The organism is Arsenicicoccus cauae (assembly GCF_043162025.1).
Classification (GTDB): domain Bacteria; phylum Actinomycetota; class Actinomycetes; order Actinomycetales; family Dermatophilaceae; genus Arsenicicoccus; species Arsenicicoccus cauae.
In genome coordinates, this window is sequence record NZ_CP171001.1 from 2231909 (window position 1) to 2246587 (window position 14679).

The 14679-nt window shown below is 72.5% G+C and carries 16 protein-coding genes; 14 read left to right on the forward strand and 2 right to left on the reverse strand.

Going from position 1 to position 14679, the window contains the following annotated elements; all coding sequences use genetic code 11:
- The first annotated feature begins 251 nt into the window (after nt 1-251).
- The 5 genes from recO (at nt 252) to ACF3NS_RS10450 (ending at nt 4741) form a co-directional block, all read left to right on the forward strand.
- Nucleotides 252-980, forward strand: coding sequence for a DNA repair protein RecO (recO, locus tag ACF3NS_RS10430; RefSeq protein ID WP_154594021.1), 729 nt, complete (start codon nt 252-254; stop codon nt 978-980).
- Nucleotides 981-990: 10 nt separating this feature from the next.
- Nucleotides 991-1800, forward strand: a complete 810-nt coding sequence (locus tag ACF3NS_RS10435; RefSeq protein WP_288797769.1) for an isoprenyl transferase — start codon at nt 991-993, stop codon at nt 1798-1800.
- 68 nt (nt 1801-1868) lie between these two features.
- A complete protein-coding gene (gene argG, locus ACF3NS_RS10440) occupies nt 1869-3293 on the forward strand; it encodes an argininosuccinate synthase (RefSeq protein ID WP_392465932.1) in 1425 nt (474 codons plus the stop codon).
- A 96-nt stretch (nt 3294-3389) separates the two neighbouring features.
- Nucleotides 3390-4166: a type I methionyl aminopeptidase gene (gene map, locus ACF3NS_RS10445; protein WP_288797768.1), complete on the forward strand. Its 777-nt coding sequence runs from the start codon at nt 3390-3392 to the stop codon at nt 4164-4166.
- Between the two features lie 74 nt (nt 4167-4240).
- Nucleotides 4241-4741 carry a PaaI family thioesterase gene (locus ACF3NS_RS10450; protein ID WP_392465936.1) on the forward strand — a complete coding sequence of 167 codons (501 nt, stop codon included), beginning with the start codon at nt 4241-4243 and terminating at the stop codon, nt 4739-4741.
- A 51-nt stretch (nt 4742-4792) separates the two neighbouring features.
- Here ACF3NS_RS10450 and ACF3NS_RS10455 read toward each other — a convergent pair whose 3' ends face one another.
- Entirely contained in the window at nt 4793-5086 is a 294-nt protein-coding gene (locus tag ACF3NS_RS10455; RefSeq protein WP_392465938.1) for a DUF6703 family protein, read from the reverse strand.
- A gap of 20 nt (nt 5087-5106) precedes the next feature.
- Here ACF3NS_RS10455 and ACF3NS_RS10460 point away from each other — a divergent pair, with 20 nt between their 5' ends.
- The 6 genes from ACF3NS_RS10460 (at nt 5107) to dusB (ending at nt 9839) form a co-directional block, all read left to right on the forward strand.
- The gene (locus ACF3NS_RS10460) at nt 5107-5508 is read left to right on the forward strand and encodes a His/Gly/Thr/Pro-type tRNA ligase C-terminal domain-containing protein (protein ID WP_392469118.1); all 402 of its coding nucleotides are present in this window, start codon (nt 5107-5109) and stop codon (nt 5506-5508) included.
- A gap of 89 nt (nt 5509-5597) precedes the next feature.
- Nucleotides 5598-5858, forward strand: a complete 261-nt coding sequence (locus tag ACF3NS_RS10465; RefSeq protein ID WP_392465941.1) for a DUF2277 family protein — start codon at nt 5598-5600, stop codon at nt 5856-5858.
- Nucleotides 5859-5988: 130 nt separating this feature from the next.
- Complete coding sequence (locus ACF3NS_RS10470; RefSeq protein WP_392465943.1) at nt 5989-7131, forward strand: LLM class flavin-dependent oxidoreductase; 1143 nt, start codon at nt 5989-5991, stop codon at nt 7129-7131.
- The gene (locus ACF3NS_RS10475) at nt 7128-7799 is read left to right on the forward strand and encodes an FMN reductase (protein WP_392465945.1); all 672 of its coding nucleotides are present in this window, start codon (nt 7128-7130) and stop codon (nt 7797-7799) included. The genes ACF3NS_RS10470 and ACF3NS_RS10475 overlap by 4 nt, the downstream gene beginning before the upstream one ends.
- 71 nt (nt 7800-7870) lie before the next feature.
- Nucleotides 7871-8509 carry a phosphatase PAP2 family protein gene (locus ACF3NS_RS10480; RefSeq protein ID WP_392465947.1) on the forward strand — a complete coding sequence of 213 codons (639 nt, stop codon included), beginning with the start codon at nt 7871-7873 and terminating at the stop codon, nt 8507-8509.
- 142 nt (nt 8510-8651) lie between these two features.
- Complete coding sequence (dusB, locus tag ACF3NS_RS10485) at nt 8652-9839, forward strand: tRNA dihydrouridine synthase DusB (protein ID WP_289033068.1); 1188 nt, start codon at nt 8652-8654, stop codon at nt 9837-9839.
- Nucleotides 9840-9878: 39 nt separating this feature from the next.
- On the opposite strand, the gene ACF3NS_RS10490 is transcribed toward dusB, so the two are convergent.
- Nucleotides 9879-10745, reverse strand: a complete 867-nt coding sequence (locus ACF3NS_RS10490; protein ID WP_288797764.1) for a sulfurtransferase — start codon at nt 10743-10745, stop codon at nt 9879-9881.
- Between the two features lie 95 nt (nt 10746-10840).
- On the opposite strand from ACF3NS_RS10490, the gene ACF3NS_RS10495 reads away from it, so the two are divergent.
- The 3 genes from ACF3NS_RS10495 (at nt 10841) to ACF3NS_RS10505 (ending at nt 14621) form a co-directional block, all read left to right on the forward strand.
- Nucleotides 10841-12106, forward strand: a complete 1266-nt coding sequence (locus ACF3NS_RS10495; protein WP_392465949.1) for a deoxyguanosinetriphosphate triphosphohydrolase — start codon at nt 10841-10843, stop codon at nt 12104-12106.
- Nucleotides 12107-12168: 62 nt separating this feature from the next.
- Nucleotides 12169-14076, forward strand: coding sequence for a DNA primase (gene dnaG, locus ACF3NS_RS10500; protein WP_392465951.1), 1908 nt, complete (start codon nt 12169-12171; stop codon nt 14074-14076).
- Entirely contained in the window at nt 14076-14621 is a 546-nt protein-coding gene (locus ACF3NS_RS10505; protein WP_154594032.1) for a hypothetical protein, read from the forward strand. The genes dnaG and ACF3NS_RS10505 overlap by 1 nt, the downstream gene beginning before the upstream one ends.
- Nucleotides 14622-14679: the final 58 nt, after the last annotated feature.

Below are 14679 nucleotides of genomic sequence, written 5' to 3' on the forward strand. Positions count from 1 at the left end.
GGTCTGCGGGTCGGGCCAGATGGCGTCGTCGACTCAGACCCACCAGGCCAGTGCGACGAGGACTGCGTAGAGGGCGGCGACCACCCAGAAGGCCACGGACCAGGGACGGGGGAGGGCGAGCCGTTGCGGGGTCATACGCCGACCCTAGGCACGGGGACGGTCGTCGTCGTGAGTATTCGGCCCCACCATCGTCACACCCGCGTGGGGTGTCGGGCAGGGACCAGTGGGCAGGAGCGGGGATGATTGGGGTGATGGCGCTCTACCGGGATCAGGCGGTGGTCCTGCGCACCCACAAGCTGGGTGAGGCGGACCGCATCGTCACCATGCTCTCCCGGCGCCACGGCAAGATCCGCGGTGTCGCCAAGGGGGTACGGCGCACCAAGTCCCGGTTCGGCGCCCGGCTCGAGCCGTTCATGGTCGTGGACGTGCAGCTCTACCAGGGGCGTTCGCTCGACACGGTGACCCAGGTCGAGACGCTGGGGGCCTACGGCGACACGATCATGCGCGACTACGGCGCCTACACCGCGGCCAGCGCGATGGTCGAGACCGCCGACCAGCTCACGGTCGAGCACGAGCCCAACGGCCAGCAGTTCATGCTCCTCGCGGGCGCGCTGCGCAGCCTCGCGGTCGGCGAGCACGACAGCGGCCTGGTCCTGGACGCCTACCTCCTGCGCGCCGTCGCCACGGCCGGGTGGGCGCCCAGCTTCGACGAGTGCGCGCGGTGCGGCGCCCCCGGACCGCACCGCGGCTTCAACCTCGCCTCCGGCGGCGCCGTATGCCGGGACTGCCGCACCCCCGGATCCGCCGCCCCGAGCCCCGCCACGATGGTCCTGCTGTCGGCGCTGCTGTCGGGCGACTGGGAGACCGCCGACGCGAGCGAGGTGCGGCACCGGCGCGAGGGTGCCGGTCTCGTGGCGGCGTTCGTGCAGTGGCACCTCGAGCGCGGGGTACGGTCGCTGAGGCTGGTCGAACGAGCATGAGGAGCGACGCGTGGCACTGAGACGCAGCAGGGTCGAGCCCTACCACGGCGAGATCCGGCCGCCGTTCCCCCACCCCTCCGGCGCCCGGCCGCCCGCCATACCGCGCGAGCTCGTCCCCCACCACGTGGCGGTCGTCATGGACGGCAACGGCCGCTGGGCCAACCAGCGCGGCCTGCCGCGCACCCAGGGCCACGAGGCGGGGGAGGCGAGCCTGCTCGACGTCGTCGCCGGCGCCATCGAGATGGGCATCCCCACCCTGTCGGCCTATGCCTTCTCCACCGAGAACTGGCGCCGCAGCCCCGACGAGGTGCGCTTCCTCATGGGCTTCAACCGGGACGTGATCCACCGGCGCCGCGACCAGCTCGCGCAGTGGGGCGTGCGGATGCGCTGGGTCGGGCGGCGGCCGCGCCTGTGGTCCAGCGTCATCAAGGAGCTCGAGTACGCCCAGGAGCTGACCCGCGACAACGACGTGCTGACGCTGTACTTCTGCGTCAACTACGGCGGGCGCGCCGAGATCGCCGACAGCGTCCGCCGGATCGCCGAGGAGGTCGCGGCCGGCCGGCTGTCGCCGCGCGGCATCGACGAGCGCACCGTCGCGCGCCACCTGGACCACCCGGACATGCCCGACGTCGACCTGTTCCTGCGCTCGTCGGGGGAGCAGCGCACCAGCAACTTCCTGCTGTGGCAGAGCGCGTATGCCGAGATGGTCTTCCTCGACACGTTGTGGCCCGACTTCGACCGGCGTGACCTGTGGCGGGCCGTGCAGATCTACGCCGAGCGGGACCGGCGGTACGGCGGGGCGGTCGACGCGCCGACATAGTGCGAGAGGGGCGCCGGCACGGCATACGCAAATGTGCATATCCATGCAGTGCCACGTATGATGTGGGCATGCCCAAGGTCCTCACCTCCCTCCCCATCGGCCGGCGCGTCGGCCTGGCCTTCTCCGGCGGCCTCGACACCTCCGTGGCGGTCGCGTGGATGCGCGAGAAGGGCGCCGTGCCCTTCACCTACACCGCCGACATCGGCCAGCCGGACGAGCCGGACATCGAGGGCGTCCCCGGTCGCGCGATGGAGTACGGCGCCGAGGCCGCCCGCCTCGTCGACTGCCGTCCCCAGCTCGTCGAGGAGGGCCTGGCGGCGCTGACCTGCGGGGCCTTCCACATCCGGTCCGCAGGCCGGCACTACTTCAACACGACGCCGCTCGGACGCGCGGTGACCGGGACGCTGCTCGTGCGCGCCATGCTCGAGGACGACGTCCACGTGTGGGGCGACGGCTCGACCTTCAAGGGCAACGACATCGAGCGCTTCTACCGCTACGGCCTGCTCGCCAACCCGGGTCTCAAGATCTACAAGCCCTGGCTGGACGCGGAGTTCGTCGACGAGCTCGGTGGCCGCACGGAGATGTCGGAGTGGCTGTCGACCCGCGACCTGCCCTACCGCGACGCGACGGAGAAGGCGTACTCCACCGACGCCAACATCTGGGGCGCCACCCACGAGGCCAAGACCCTCGAGCACCTCGACACCGGCCTGGAGTCGGTCGAGCCGATCATGGGCGTGAAGTTCTGGGACCCCTCCGTGCAGATCGACACCGAGGACGTGAGCATCCGCTTCGAGCAGGGACGGCCGGTCGCCATCAACGGCAAGCGGTTCGACGACGACGTGGCCCTGGTGCTCGAGGCCAACCGCATCGGCGGACGCCACGGCCTCGGCATGTCCGACCAGATCGAGAACCGCATCATCGAGGCCAAGTCGCGCGGCATCTACGAGGCGCCGGGCATGGCGCTGCTCTACATCGCCTACGAGCGGCTGCTCAACGCGATCCACAACGAGGACACCCTCGAGACCTACCACGAGATGGGCCGCAGGCTCGGCCGCCTGATGTACGAAGGCCGCTGGCTCGACCCGCAGTCCCTGATGCTCCGGGAGTCCGTGCAGCGTTGGGTCGGCTCCGCCGTGACCGGCGAGGTGACCCTGCGGCTGCGTCGCGGAGAGGACTACTCGATCCTCGACACGCAGGGCCCCGGCTTCAGCTATCACCCGGACAAGCTGTCGATGGAGCGCACCGAGGGGGCGGCCTTCGGTCCCGTGGACCGCATCGGCCAGCTGACCATGCGCAACCTGGACATCGCCGACTCGCGCTCGCGGCTGGAGCAGTATGCCGGGATGGGGCTGCTCGGCGTGGCCCAGGGCAGGCTGATGGGCGAGCTCGAACCCGGTGGCGCCGAGCGCATCTCGCGCGACCGTCGCTACCTGGAGGCGGACGAGGACGTGGAGAGCCTGGACCACGCCGCGATCGAGTTCGGTGTGGACTGACGACGAAGGCGCGCTCCGGCGCAATCGGGACGTTCGTGCTCGCTCTACGGGCACGAACGTCCCGTTCTCGCGAGGTGGGGATGAGAGGGTGGGCTGGTGATCGACTACAAGACGCCCGCCGAGGTCGAGGCGATGCGTCCCGCGGGGGAGTTCGTGGCGGGGGTGCTGGCGACGCTGCGCCATGAGGTGGGTGTCGGCAGCGACCTGCTCGAGATCGACGCACGGGCGCACGAGCTCATCCGGGCGCGCGGGGCGACCAGCTGCTACCTCGACTACCACCCGAGCTTCGGGGACTCGCCGTTCGGGCATGTCATCTGCACCAGCGTCAACGACGCTGTGCTGCATGGGCTTCCGCATCGCTACCGGCTGCGCGACGGGGATCTCGTCAGCCTCGACTTCGCTGCCGCGGTGGATGGCTGGGTGGCCGACAGTGCCATCAGCTTCGTGGTCGGTGACCCGGCGCCTGCCGATCTCGAGCTGATCGACACCTGCGAGCGCGCGCTGGCCGTGGCCATCGACACGGCGCGGGTCGGCCACCGGCTCGGTGACGTCAGCGCGGCGATCGGGGCGGTCGCGGCGGAGGCGGGCTACGGGGTCAACACGCAGTTCGGCGGTCACGGCGTCGGGCGCACCATGCACGGTGAGCCGCACGTCCCCAACGACGGTCGCGCCGGTCGCGGCCTGGTCCTGCGCCCCGGTCTGGTCATCGCGATCGAGCCGTGGCTGATGGCCACCACGGACGAGCTCGCCAAGGACCGCGACGGCTGGACCTTGCGCAGCGCCGACGGCTCCCGCACCGCGCACGTGGAGCACACGGTCGCGGTCACCGAGGACGGGCCGCTGGTCCTCACCGACCGGCGCCACCTCGGCTGATCCCTCGGGGCGCGCGGGCGGCATACGGCCGAGGTCTCTAGGCTCGGTGGGACCGACACGAGAGGGGCAGGGCGATGAGCGACGGCAGGGCGTTCCAGGACGGCTACCCCGAGGACGTGGCGCACTGCTACGGCTGCGGGCGGCTCAACGAGGCGGGGATCCAGCTCAAGAGCTACTGGGACGGCGACGAGACGGTGGCGCGCTACACGCCGCGGCCGGAGCACACGGCGATCCCGGGCTATGTCTACGGCGGGCTGGTGGCGTCGCTGATCGACTGTCACGGGACGGGGTCGGCGGCGGCGGCCGGGTCGCGGGTGGCCGGTGTGGACGAGGCGAGCGAGCCGCTGCTGCGCTATGTCACGGCGAGCCTGCAGGTGGACTACCTGGCGCCCACCCCGATGGGGGTCGAGCTGGAGGTGCGCGGCGTGATCGAGCAGGTCAGGGGCCGCAAGGTGGTCGTCGAGGAGACCGTGTCGGCGGGGGACGCGGTCGTGGCGCGCGGCCGGGTCGTGGCGGTGCAGATGCCGCAGACGATGACGCCCGCCGAGGAGCCGGTCGAGACCCGCCGCCGGTAGGGGCATCAGCCTGGGGGACGAAGGCCGGTCGATGCCCCGGCCCCCGGCGGGTCAGCGGGGGAGCAGGCGGACCAGGACCAGGGCCGCCCCGAGCAGCCCCGTGGCGACGCGGATCAGCTTGGCGTTGGTGGAGGCATACGGCCACGCGAGATAGAGCAGCCACGCGACGAAGGCCACGGCGATGGTGAGCAGCACCCAGCCGACCGGCCCACCGACGACGGCGGCGAGGACCAGCAGGGCCACCCAGGCGGCGGTCGTGGCCCAGCCGGGAAGTCGGGACAGTGCGGTGGCGGTGGGGGTGCTGGCGCGTTCGACGGACTGACGCAGGGGGGTGGGCTCGGGCACCGGACCACCCTACCGACTAGATTTCGGCGCGTGGCTGCGCCGGACCGAGCGCCCGCCGGGGGACCAGGCGCACTTCGCGACGCGGGGCACGACGCTGGCGTACCACTACCGCGACCCGGAGTCCGAGTGGGGCGAGCTGGAGCGCATCGTCGACCGCTCGGACGACGACCTGGCCCGGCACTCGCGCGCCTACGGGGCGGACCTGCGCTACTACGACCAGCGGACCGGGGAGCGCTACGCAGGCCACCGGGCGGCGATACCGGCGCCAGGACGAGATCGGCACCCCCTATTGCGTCACCGTGGACTTCCACACGCTGGGGGGCCGGTCCGTGACCGTCCGGGACCGGGACACCATGCGCCAGGAACGCATGGGGCTGGATGCGTTGGAGGGCTACCTCGCCAAGCGGCTGGTGGGGTGCTGAGGGCACCACCGCCGGTCGTTGAATGGTCTATAAGACCTCATTCGTCCGTATTCACCACCGGACGCGGTGCGCTGTGCCATCGTTGATCCATGGCCCGACAGCTACGAGCACTGCACGACGAGGAGATGATCTCCACGTCGGCCGAGGCGCGCGCCGCTGCCCTGCAGTACGTCCGCGTCGTCACCGGTTCCGCCCGCCCGCGGCCCGAGCACCGCGAGGTCTTCGAGGAGACCGTCCTCCAGGTGGCCGTCGCCACCCAGGCGCTCATCGACCGCATGGAGTCGATCGGCGAGGCCGATGCCGCCGCCGCCCGTCGTGAGGACGGGCGGTCGTTCGACGTCGCCGGCTGACCGCACCACCGCGCCGGAGGCCCGCCCGACCACGACGTCGGGCGGGCCTTCTCGGCATACGGGAATGGAACCCGACACCCCGTCTGTTAGTATGATTGAAATTTCAACCAACAGCGTGGAGGAGGACCCCATGCAGTTCGGCGTCTTCTCGGTCGGCGACGTCACCACGGACCCGACCACCGGTCGCACCCCGACCGAGCACGAGCGCATCACGGCCATGACGCAGATCGCCCTCAAGGCCGAGGAGGTCGGCCTGGACGTCTTTGCGACCGGCGAGCACCACAACCCGCCGTTCGTGCCGTCTTCCCCGACCACGCACCTCGGCTACATCGCCGCCAAGACCGAGCGGCTGCAGCTCAGCACCGCCACGACGCTGATCACGACCAACGACCCGGTCAAGATCGCCGAGGACTACGCGATGCTGCAGCACCTGTCCGGCGGCCGCGTCGACCTCATGATGGGGCGCGGCAACACCGGCCCGGTCTACCCGTGGTTCGGCAAGGACATCCGCCAGGGCATCGCGCTCGCCGTCGAGAACTACCACCTGCTGCGCCGGCTGTGGCGCGAGGACGTCGTCGACTGGGAGGGGCGGTTCCGCACCCCGCTGCACGGCTACACCTCGACCCCGGCGCCCCTGGACGGCACCCCGCCGTTCGTGTGGCACGGGTCGATCCGCAGCGTCGAGATCGCCGAGCAGGCGGCCTACTACGGCGACGGCTTCTTCCACAACCGCATCTTCTGGGGACCCGAGCACACCCGGCAGATGGTCGGGCTCTACCGCCAGCGGTTCGAGCACTACGGGCACGGGTCCGCGGACCAGGCGATCGTCGGGCTCGGCGGGCAGGCCTTCATGGCCGAGACCGAGGCCGAGGCCAAGCGTCGCTTCCGGCCCTACTTCGACGTCGCCCCGGTCTACGGCCATGGGCCCTCGCTGGAGGAGTTCACGAGCGCCACGCCGCTGACCGTCGGCACGCCCGAGATGGTCATCGAGCGCACCCTGGCCTCGGCCGACTACGCCGGTGACTACCAGCGCCAGCTCTTCCTCATGGACCACGCCGGCCTGCCCCTGGACGTCGTCCTGGAGCAGATCGAGATCCTCGGTCGCGAGGTCGTCCCCACCCTGCGCACCGAGTTCGAGCGGCGTCGCCCGGCGCACGTGCCGAGCGACCCGCCCACGCACGCCTCGCTCGTGGCCGCAGGCCGCGAGTCCCCCCACCACCTCGTCATCCCCGCCGCCCCCGCCGAGGCGGCCACCTCGGAGGAGACCGTATGACGCGCCGCATCGTCGCCGTCACCGCCGGGCTCTCGCAGCCCTCGTCCACCCGCCTGCTCACCGACCAGCTGACCGCCGCCGTCACCGCCCAGGTGAGCGCGCGCGGCGAGGCCGCCACCGTCGAGGTGATCGAGGTGCGCGAGCTCGCGACCGACCTGGCCCATCTGATGACCACGGGCATGGCGAGCGCGCGCCTGGACGCGGCCCGTGAGCTCGTGTCGTCCGCCGACGGGCTCGTGCTCGTGACCCCGGTCTTCAGCGCGAGCTACTCGGGGCTGTTCAAGATGTTCGTCGACGCCCTGTCGCCGGACGCCCTCACCGGGATGCCGGTGATCGTCGCCGCCACCGCGGGCACCCCCCGGCACTCGCTGGTGCTGGACTTCGCGATGCGGCCGCTGCTGACCTACCTGCGCGCCGTGGTCGTGCCGACCGGGGTCTTCGCCGCGACCGAGGACTTCGGTGGCGGGGAGGCCGGCTCCGGGCTGGCGTCCCGGGTGCGGCGCGCGGCCTCGGAGCTGGCGGCGCTCGTCGTCGCCGAGTCCGGTGCGGTGGCCGGGTTCGCGGAGGACGAGCAGGACCGTGAGCCGGTCCGTCCCGCCCGGTCGTCGGGCGTCGGCCTCGGGTCCGTCACCCCGTTCGAGCAGCTGCTCGCCGGGCACCGCGGCTGAGCGTGAGACGGCAGCGGGCGTCATACGATGCTCGCCGCCGACTGCTCGGCTCCTCGGCTAGGGTCGGCGCCATGAGCGAGGTCTGGCGGCCGTGGCTGCGCGAGGTCGTCCTGCCCGGAGCGGTGATCAGCGCCGGCATCGCGGGCGTCGGGCGGGTCATCGAGGGGCCGCTGCGCGGCTGGCCCGCCGAGGACGAGCTCAACCGCTGGTGCGTGCGCCACCGCACGCCGCTGGGCAACGCCCTCACCTGGGTGCCGTCGACGTATGCCGACACGCCCGCCACCATCGCCATGTCGCTCGTCTACGGCGGGTGGCTGTGGCGCGAGACGGGCAGCGTGCGTGAGGCGGTCGCGCCGCTGGCCGCCATCACGGTCGAGACGGTGTGCTTCATGAGCGCGGCTCGCGTCGTGGGTCGGGCGCGTCCGGACGTGCCGTGGCTCGACAGGCCGGCCCACACGTCGAGCTTCCCGTCCGGGCACACCGGCGCCACCACCGCCATGAGCCTGACCGTGGCACACGCCTTGGCGCGTCGGGACGTGCCTGGGTCGAGGCGGCTGGCGCATGTGGTGCGGTGGGGTGTGCCGGTGAGCGTGGCGGCGTCCCGCGTCTATCGAGGGATGCACCACCCCTCGGACGTCGTCGTCGGGTCGCTGCTGGGCGCGTGGACGGCGGGTGCCGTGCGGCGGGCCCTCGGCATACCGACGCTGTAACCGCTGATGTGTACCGCTGATCCTGCCTGACCCGCCCCCTGACCCGCGTCGTGACCCGCGCGGGGCGGCGGTGCGGGAGGCGGCGGGCATGGCGTCATACGGGCACGTGACACCCAGCGCGGGCTGAGACAATGGGCGGGATATGACTGCTGTCCTGCCCCCGCTCGTCATCGGCCGCCACACCTACGAGTCGCCGGTCGTGCTCGCCCCCATGGCGGGGATCACCAACCGTGCCTTCCGCCGGCTGTGCCGCGAGCACGGGGCCGCCGGGCTCGCGGCGGCAGGCACGCCCGGCGCCAAGCAGCTCTTCGTCTCCGAGATGATCACGACGCGGGCGCTGGTGGAGCGCGTGCCGCTGACGATGAAGCTCATCGAGATGGACCCGGGCGAGTCTCCCCGGGGGATCCAGCTGTATGGCGTGGACCCGGTCACCGTCGGCCAGGCCGCCCGGATCCTCGCGACCGAGGACCGCGCCGACCACATCGACATGAACTTCGGCTGCCCCGTCCCCAAGGTGACCCGCAAGGGGGGCGGCTCGGCGCTGCCGTGGAAGACCGAGTGGTTCCGGGCGATCGTGCGGGCTGCTGTGAGGGAGGCCGCGCCGTACGACATCCCCGTGACCGTCAAGATGCGTGTGGGGATCGACGCCGACCACGTCACCTACCTGGAGGCCGGCCGGATCGCCGAGCAGGAGGGTGCCTCCGCCGTCGCGCTGCACGGTCGCACGGCCAACCAGCACTACTCGGGGCAGGCCGACTGGTCCACGATCGCCCGGCTCAAGGAGGCCGTGACCACGATCCCGGTGCTCGGCAACGGCGACATCTGGTCCGCCGAGGACGCCGTGCGGATGGTGCGCGAGACCGGATGCGACGGCGTCGTGGTCGGGCGTGGCTGCCTCGGGCGGCCATGGCTCTTCGCGGATCTCGCGGCTGCCTTCGCCGGGGTGACCTATCGCGCCCGGCCGACGCTGGCGGAGGTGGGCGAGACCATGCGCCGGCACGCCGGCTACCTCACGGAGTTCTACGAGGACGAGACCAAGGCCTGCCGGGACATCCGCAAGCACATCGCTTGGTATCTCAAGGGATTCCCCGCCGGCCACGACGTCCGCAACCGCCTGGCCCTGGTGGACTCCCTGGCCGCGCTGGACGAGCTGATCGCCTCCCTCGACGGCGCTCAGCCGTGGCCGGGTGACGCCGCCGAGGGGCCGCGGGGCCGGGCGGGCTCGCCCAAGGCCGTGGCCCTGCCGGACGGCTGGCTGGCGTCGCAGCAGATCGACGAGCGCCAGCAGCGGCTCATCGCCGAGGCCGAGCTGAGCGTCAGCGGCGGCTGAGCACCGGGGGCGGGGGCTGCGGCATACGGCCTGGACCGCTCAGGCGCCGGTCTCGACCGGCCGGCTCGGGTCGGTGATGTAGTCGCTCCACGATCCCGCATAGACGGCCAGGTCGTCGCTGATGCCGACCGCCGCCGCGGCCAGGGCGACGTGGCAGGCCTGCACCCCGGACCCGCAGTAGACGCCGACGGTGCTGCCGTCGTGCACGTCGCGCCGGTGGAACCTGGCGAGCAGCTCGTCGCGCGGCAGGAAGCGGCCGTCCTCGTCCACCAGCTCGAGCGCCGGGAGCGAGACGGCCCCGGGGATGTGCCCGGCCACTGGGTCGACGACCTCGTCCTCGCCCCGGAATCGGTTGGCGGGACGCGCGTCGAGCAGCGTCCCGCTCTCGGCATAGCGCACCGCCTGGTCGGCATCCAGCACGGTCAGGGCCCCCGGACCCACCTCGACGTCGCCCGGCTCGGGCACGACCTCGCCGGTCTCGACGGGCAGGTCCGCGGCCTGCCACGCGCCCCAGCCTCCGTCGAGGACGCTGACCTCGGCGTGGCCGGCGTGCCGCAGGAGCCACCAGGCCCGGGACGCGGCGATCGAGCGCCAGTCGTCGTAGACCACGACCGGGCGGTCCCTGCGCACACCGGCGGCGCGCAGCCCGGCCTGCAGCTGCTCCGGCCGGGGGAGCGGGTGCCGGCCACCGGCGCCGTCCGGGCGGATGTCGGCGAGGACAGTGTCCAGGTCCACGTAGGCCGCCCCCGGCACGTGGCCGGCGGCGTGCTGCTCGCGCCCGTCCGAGCGACCCATGGCGTAGCGCACGTCCAGCACGACCGGCCGGTGCTCGACGGGGGCTCGCAAGGCCTCGCCGAGCTCGTGGACCGAGATCAGGGGCAGGCGGGACAACGGCGTCGTGGTCATGGCACCCAGCGTAGGCCCGGCCACCGACAGACCCCGGGGTCTGTCGGTGGGTGACCCTAGAGTGCTGGGCACAGGTGAGGGAGGGGTTGATCGGTATGCCGCAGCAGGGACATCCGGCCTACGAGGGGTATGCCGCAGCCGACCGTGAGCGCTGGGTCGGCGAGGACCCGGCGCAGAAGTCGGGGGACCGGGACGACTTCGCGCGTGACCGGGCACGGCTCGTGCACTCCGCGTCCCTGCGGAGGCTGTCGGCCAAGACCCAGGTCGTGCGGCCCGGGACGAGCGACTTCGTCCGCAACCGGCTGACCCACTCGCTCGAGGTCGCCCAGATCGGTCGCGAGCTCGGCGGAGCGCTGGGGTGCAACGCCGACGTGGTGGACACGGCCTGCCTGGCGCACGACGTGGGCCACCCGCCCTTCGGCCACAACGGTGAGCAGGCGCTCGACGAGATCGCCCAGGACATCGGGGGGTTCGAGGGCAACGCCCAGACCTTCCGGCTGCTCGTGCGGCTCGAGGCCAAGCGCTTCCACCCCGGCAGCGACCGGTCGGCGGGTCTCAACCTCACCCGCGCCAGCCTCGACGCCTCCTGCAAGTACCCCTGGGGACGTGGCCAGGGACCGACCGTCACCCGCAAGTTCGGGGTCTACGACGACGACCTCGAGGCCTTCGACTGGGTGCGCGAAGGGTCGCCGACGAGCCATCGGTGCATCGAGGCGCAGACGATGGACTGGTCGGACGACGTCGCCTACTCCGTGCACGACGTCGAGGACGCCATCGCCTCGGGAGGCCTCGACGTCCGTGAGCTCCACCGCGGGGCGGCGGTCGAGCATGTGCTGCCGATCGCCCGCGACCGCTACGCCCGCGACGTCGAGATCGGCTCGCTGGAGGAGGCCTACTGGCGCCTGGTGGTGCCGCACCTCGTTCCCGTGACCTTCGACGGGGGTTCGCGGCGCGACCTGGCGCGGCTCAAGGACCTCACGTCGCGCCTGGTCGGACGCTTCGCCGGGGCCGCCGAGCGGGCCACGCGCGAGCGCTACGGGCAGGGCCCGCTGACCCGCTACGCCGCCAACCTCGTGGTGCCCGAGGACGTCCGCGCGGAGGTCGCCGTCCTCAAGGCCATCGCCGCGCACTACGTCATGCAGACGCGCGAGCGCGTGGACCTGATGGCGCAGGAGCGCGTCGTCGTGGCCGGTCTCGTCGAGGGCTTCCTGGCCGACCCCGAGGCGCGACTCGACCGCGAGCTGGTCGCCGACCACCGGGCAGCCGCCTCCGACGCCGAGCGCCTCCGGGTCGTGATCGACCAGGTCGCCAGCCTCACCGACGCCCGTGCCCTGGCCCTGCACCGGGCCTGGCACGGGTGAGGGTGCCTCGTGCGGTCCGGCATACGACCTAGACTCGACCCGACGACGACGGGGAGGTGCAGGTGGCGCTGATCAAGCCCGAGGACATCGCGCTGGTCAAGGAGCGCACCTCGATCGAGGACGTCGTCCGTGAGCACGTCACCCTCCGCAACGCGGGCCCCGGCAGCCTCAAGGGGCTGTGCCCCTTCCACGACGAGAAGACACCGTCCTTCACGGTGCGGCCCGCGGTCGGCGCCTACCACTGCTTCGGGTGCGGGGAGGGCGGCGACGTCATCCGCTTCGTGCAGGAGGTGGACCACCTCAGCTTCGTGGAGGCGATCGAGCGGCTGGCGGCGCGGGCGGGCGTGGAGCTGCGCTACGAGGACGGGGACGCTCCGCAGCGCGAGCCCGCGGGCAAGCGGCAGCGACTCGTCGAGGCCCACCGGGTCGCGTCCGAGTTCTACGCCGAGGCGCTGCTGGCGATGCCCGAGGCTCGCGCGGGGCGAGACTTCCTGCGTGCCAAGGGGTTCAGCGGCAAGGACTGCGCCGTCTTCGGTGTCGGCTACGCGCCTCGTGGGGGCGAGCTGGTCACCGACCACCTGCGCGCCAAGGGGTTCAACGACGACGAGATCGTGACCTCCGGGCTCGCCGCGCAGGGACGACGCGGCCCCTACGACCGCTTCCGTGGCCGCGTCGTGTGGCCCATCCGCGACGTCACCGGGGACACCGTGGGCTTCGGGGCGCGGCGCATCTTCGACGACGACCGGATCGAGGCCAAGTACCTCAACACGTCCGAGACCCCCATCTACAAGAAGACCTCCGTCCTCTACGGCCTGGACCTGGCCAAGCGGGCCATGGCCCGGGACCGGCAGGCCGTGATCGTCGAGGGCTACACCGACGTCATGGCCTGCCACCTCGCCGGCGTCGAGCAGGCGGTCGCGACCTGCGGCACCTCCTTCGGCGTCGACCACATCAAGACGCTGCGACGGATCCTGCGCGACGAGGCGGGGCAGTCTCCGGCCAAGGTGATCTTCACCTTCGACGGCGACGCCGCCGGGCAGAAGGCCGCCATGCGGGCCTTCGCCGAGGACCAGCGGTGGGCCTCGCAGAGCTTCGTGGCCGTGGCGCAGGCCGGTCAGGACCCCAACGAGCTGCGCCAGTCCGGCGGCGACGACGCCGTGCGGCACCTCGTCGAGGACGCGGTCCCGATGTTCGAGTTCGCGGTGCGCACCACGATCGGCCGGTTCGACCTCGAGACCGCCGAGGGCCGGGTCATGGCGATCCGGTCGGTCGCCCCGATCATCGCCGCCATCCGCGACCAGGGCCTGCGCCCTGAGTACATCCGGACCGTGGCCGGCTGGCTCGGCGTCACGGTGGAGCAGGTGGCGCACGAGGTGACGACCGCCGGTCAGGCCGCCACGCGGGTGCCCGTCTCGCCACCACCGCACGCCCCGGCGCCGGAGGGGACGACCGACCCGCGCAGCACCGCCCTGCCGCGGCCCGACCTGCGGGACCCGGTGGTCTTTGCCGAGCACCAGCTGCTGCAGTGCCTGCTGCAGTACCCCTCCTTGTTCGACCCCGCGGAGGTCGACGCGCTCGCCCCCGAGGCGATGGTCGCCCCGGCCTACCAGCTCGTGCTCCGTGCGGTGCACGACGCCGGCGGGCTGTCGACCGCGGTCGCGGTGTCCGGCCAGGCCTGGACCACCGCCGTCAGCGAGCACGCCGACGAGGAGGTGCGGCCGCTGCTGCACGAGCTGGCCGTGGCTCCCGTTCCCACCCGTCTCGACCCGTCGACCGGCATCCCCAGCCGTCGCTACACCGACGAGCTCCTCCGCCGCGTGCGCGAGGTGACCTTGCGCCGCCGGATCGCCGACGCCATCAGCGCGCTGCAGCGCATGGACCCCACCCAGGCCGACGAGTCCCGCGCGCTCGGCATCCGTATCCAGGGGCTCCAGCGCGAGCTCGCCGTCCTCCGATCGGAGATGTCCTGATGGTGTCCTGGCCCCGGCGCGGCAGGCCCCGCCCCACGCCGACGCTGACGCGCCCCGACGTCGAGCGCCTCGGGCTCGCCAGGCAGGACCGGGTCCTCGCCGTGCTCGAGGCGCCTTCGTCCGACCTGCGCCTCGTGATCACCCAGCACCAGCTGGTCCTGCTCCCGGACGTGGGGACCCCGGTCGCCCGACCCTGGCACCTGGTCGACCGTGGCGCCTGGTCGCGCGAGGACGACGCGCTCACCGTCACGTGGGTCGACGGCTCGGCGGCCTGGCGGTTCGCCCTGCCCGAGCCGGACGCCACCGCGCTGGCTGCGCTGCGCGAGCGGGTGCAGGCCAGCGTCATCACCCACCACGACGTCAAGGTCCACGGGGGGCGGGGGAGCGTCCGCGTCGTCGTCCGCAACGACCTGGCGACCCGCGAGGTGCTCGTGCAGACGCTCTACGGCCAGGGCGTCGTGGCGGGCGACCCCGCCGTGGAGCGTGCCGTTGCTTCGGCCACCGCTGAGCTGCGCGACGCCGTGGGGCTCCCGCCGCAAGACTGACCGGAGTCGTGACGACGCACAGGTGTCAGGCGGATTCGGCCGCGGGCGCACTTGCTGC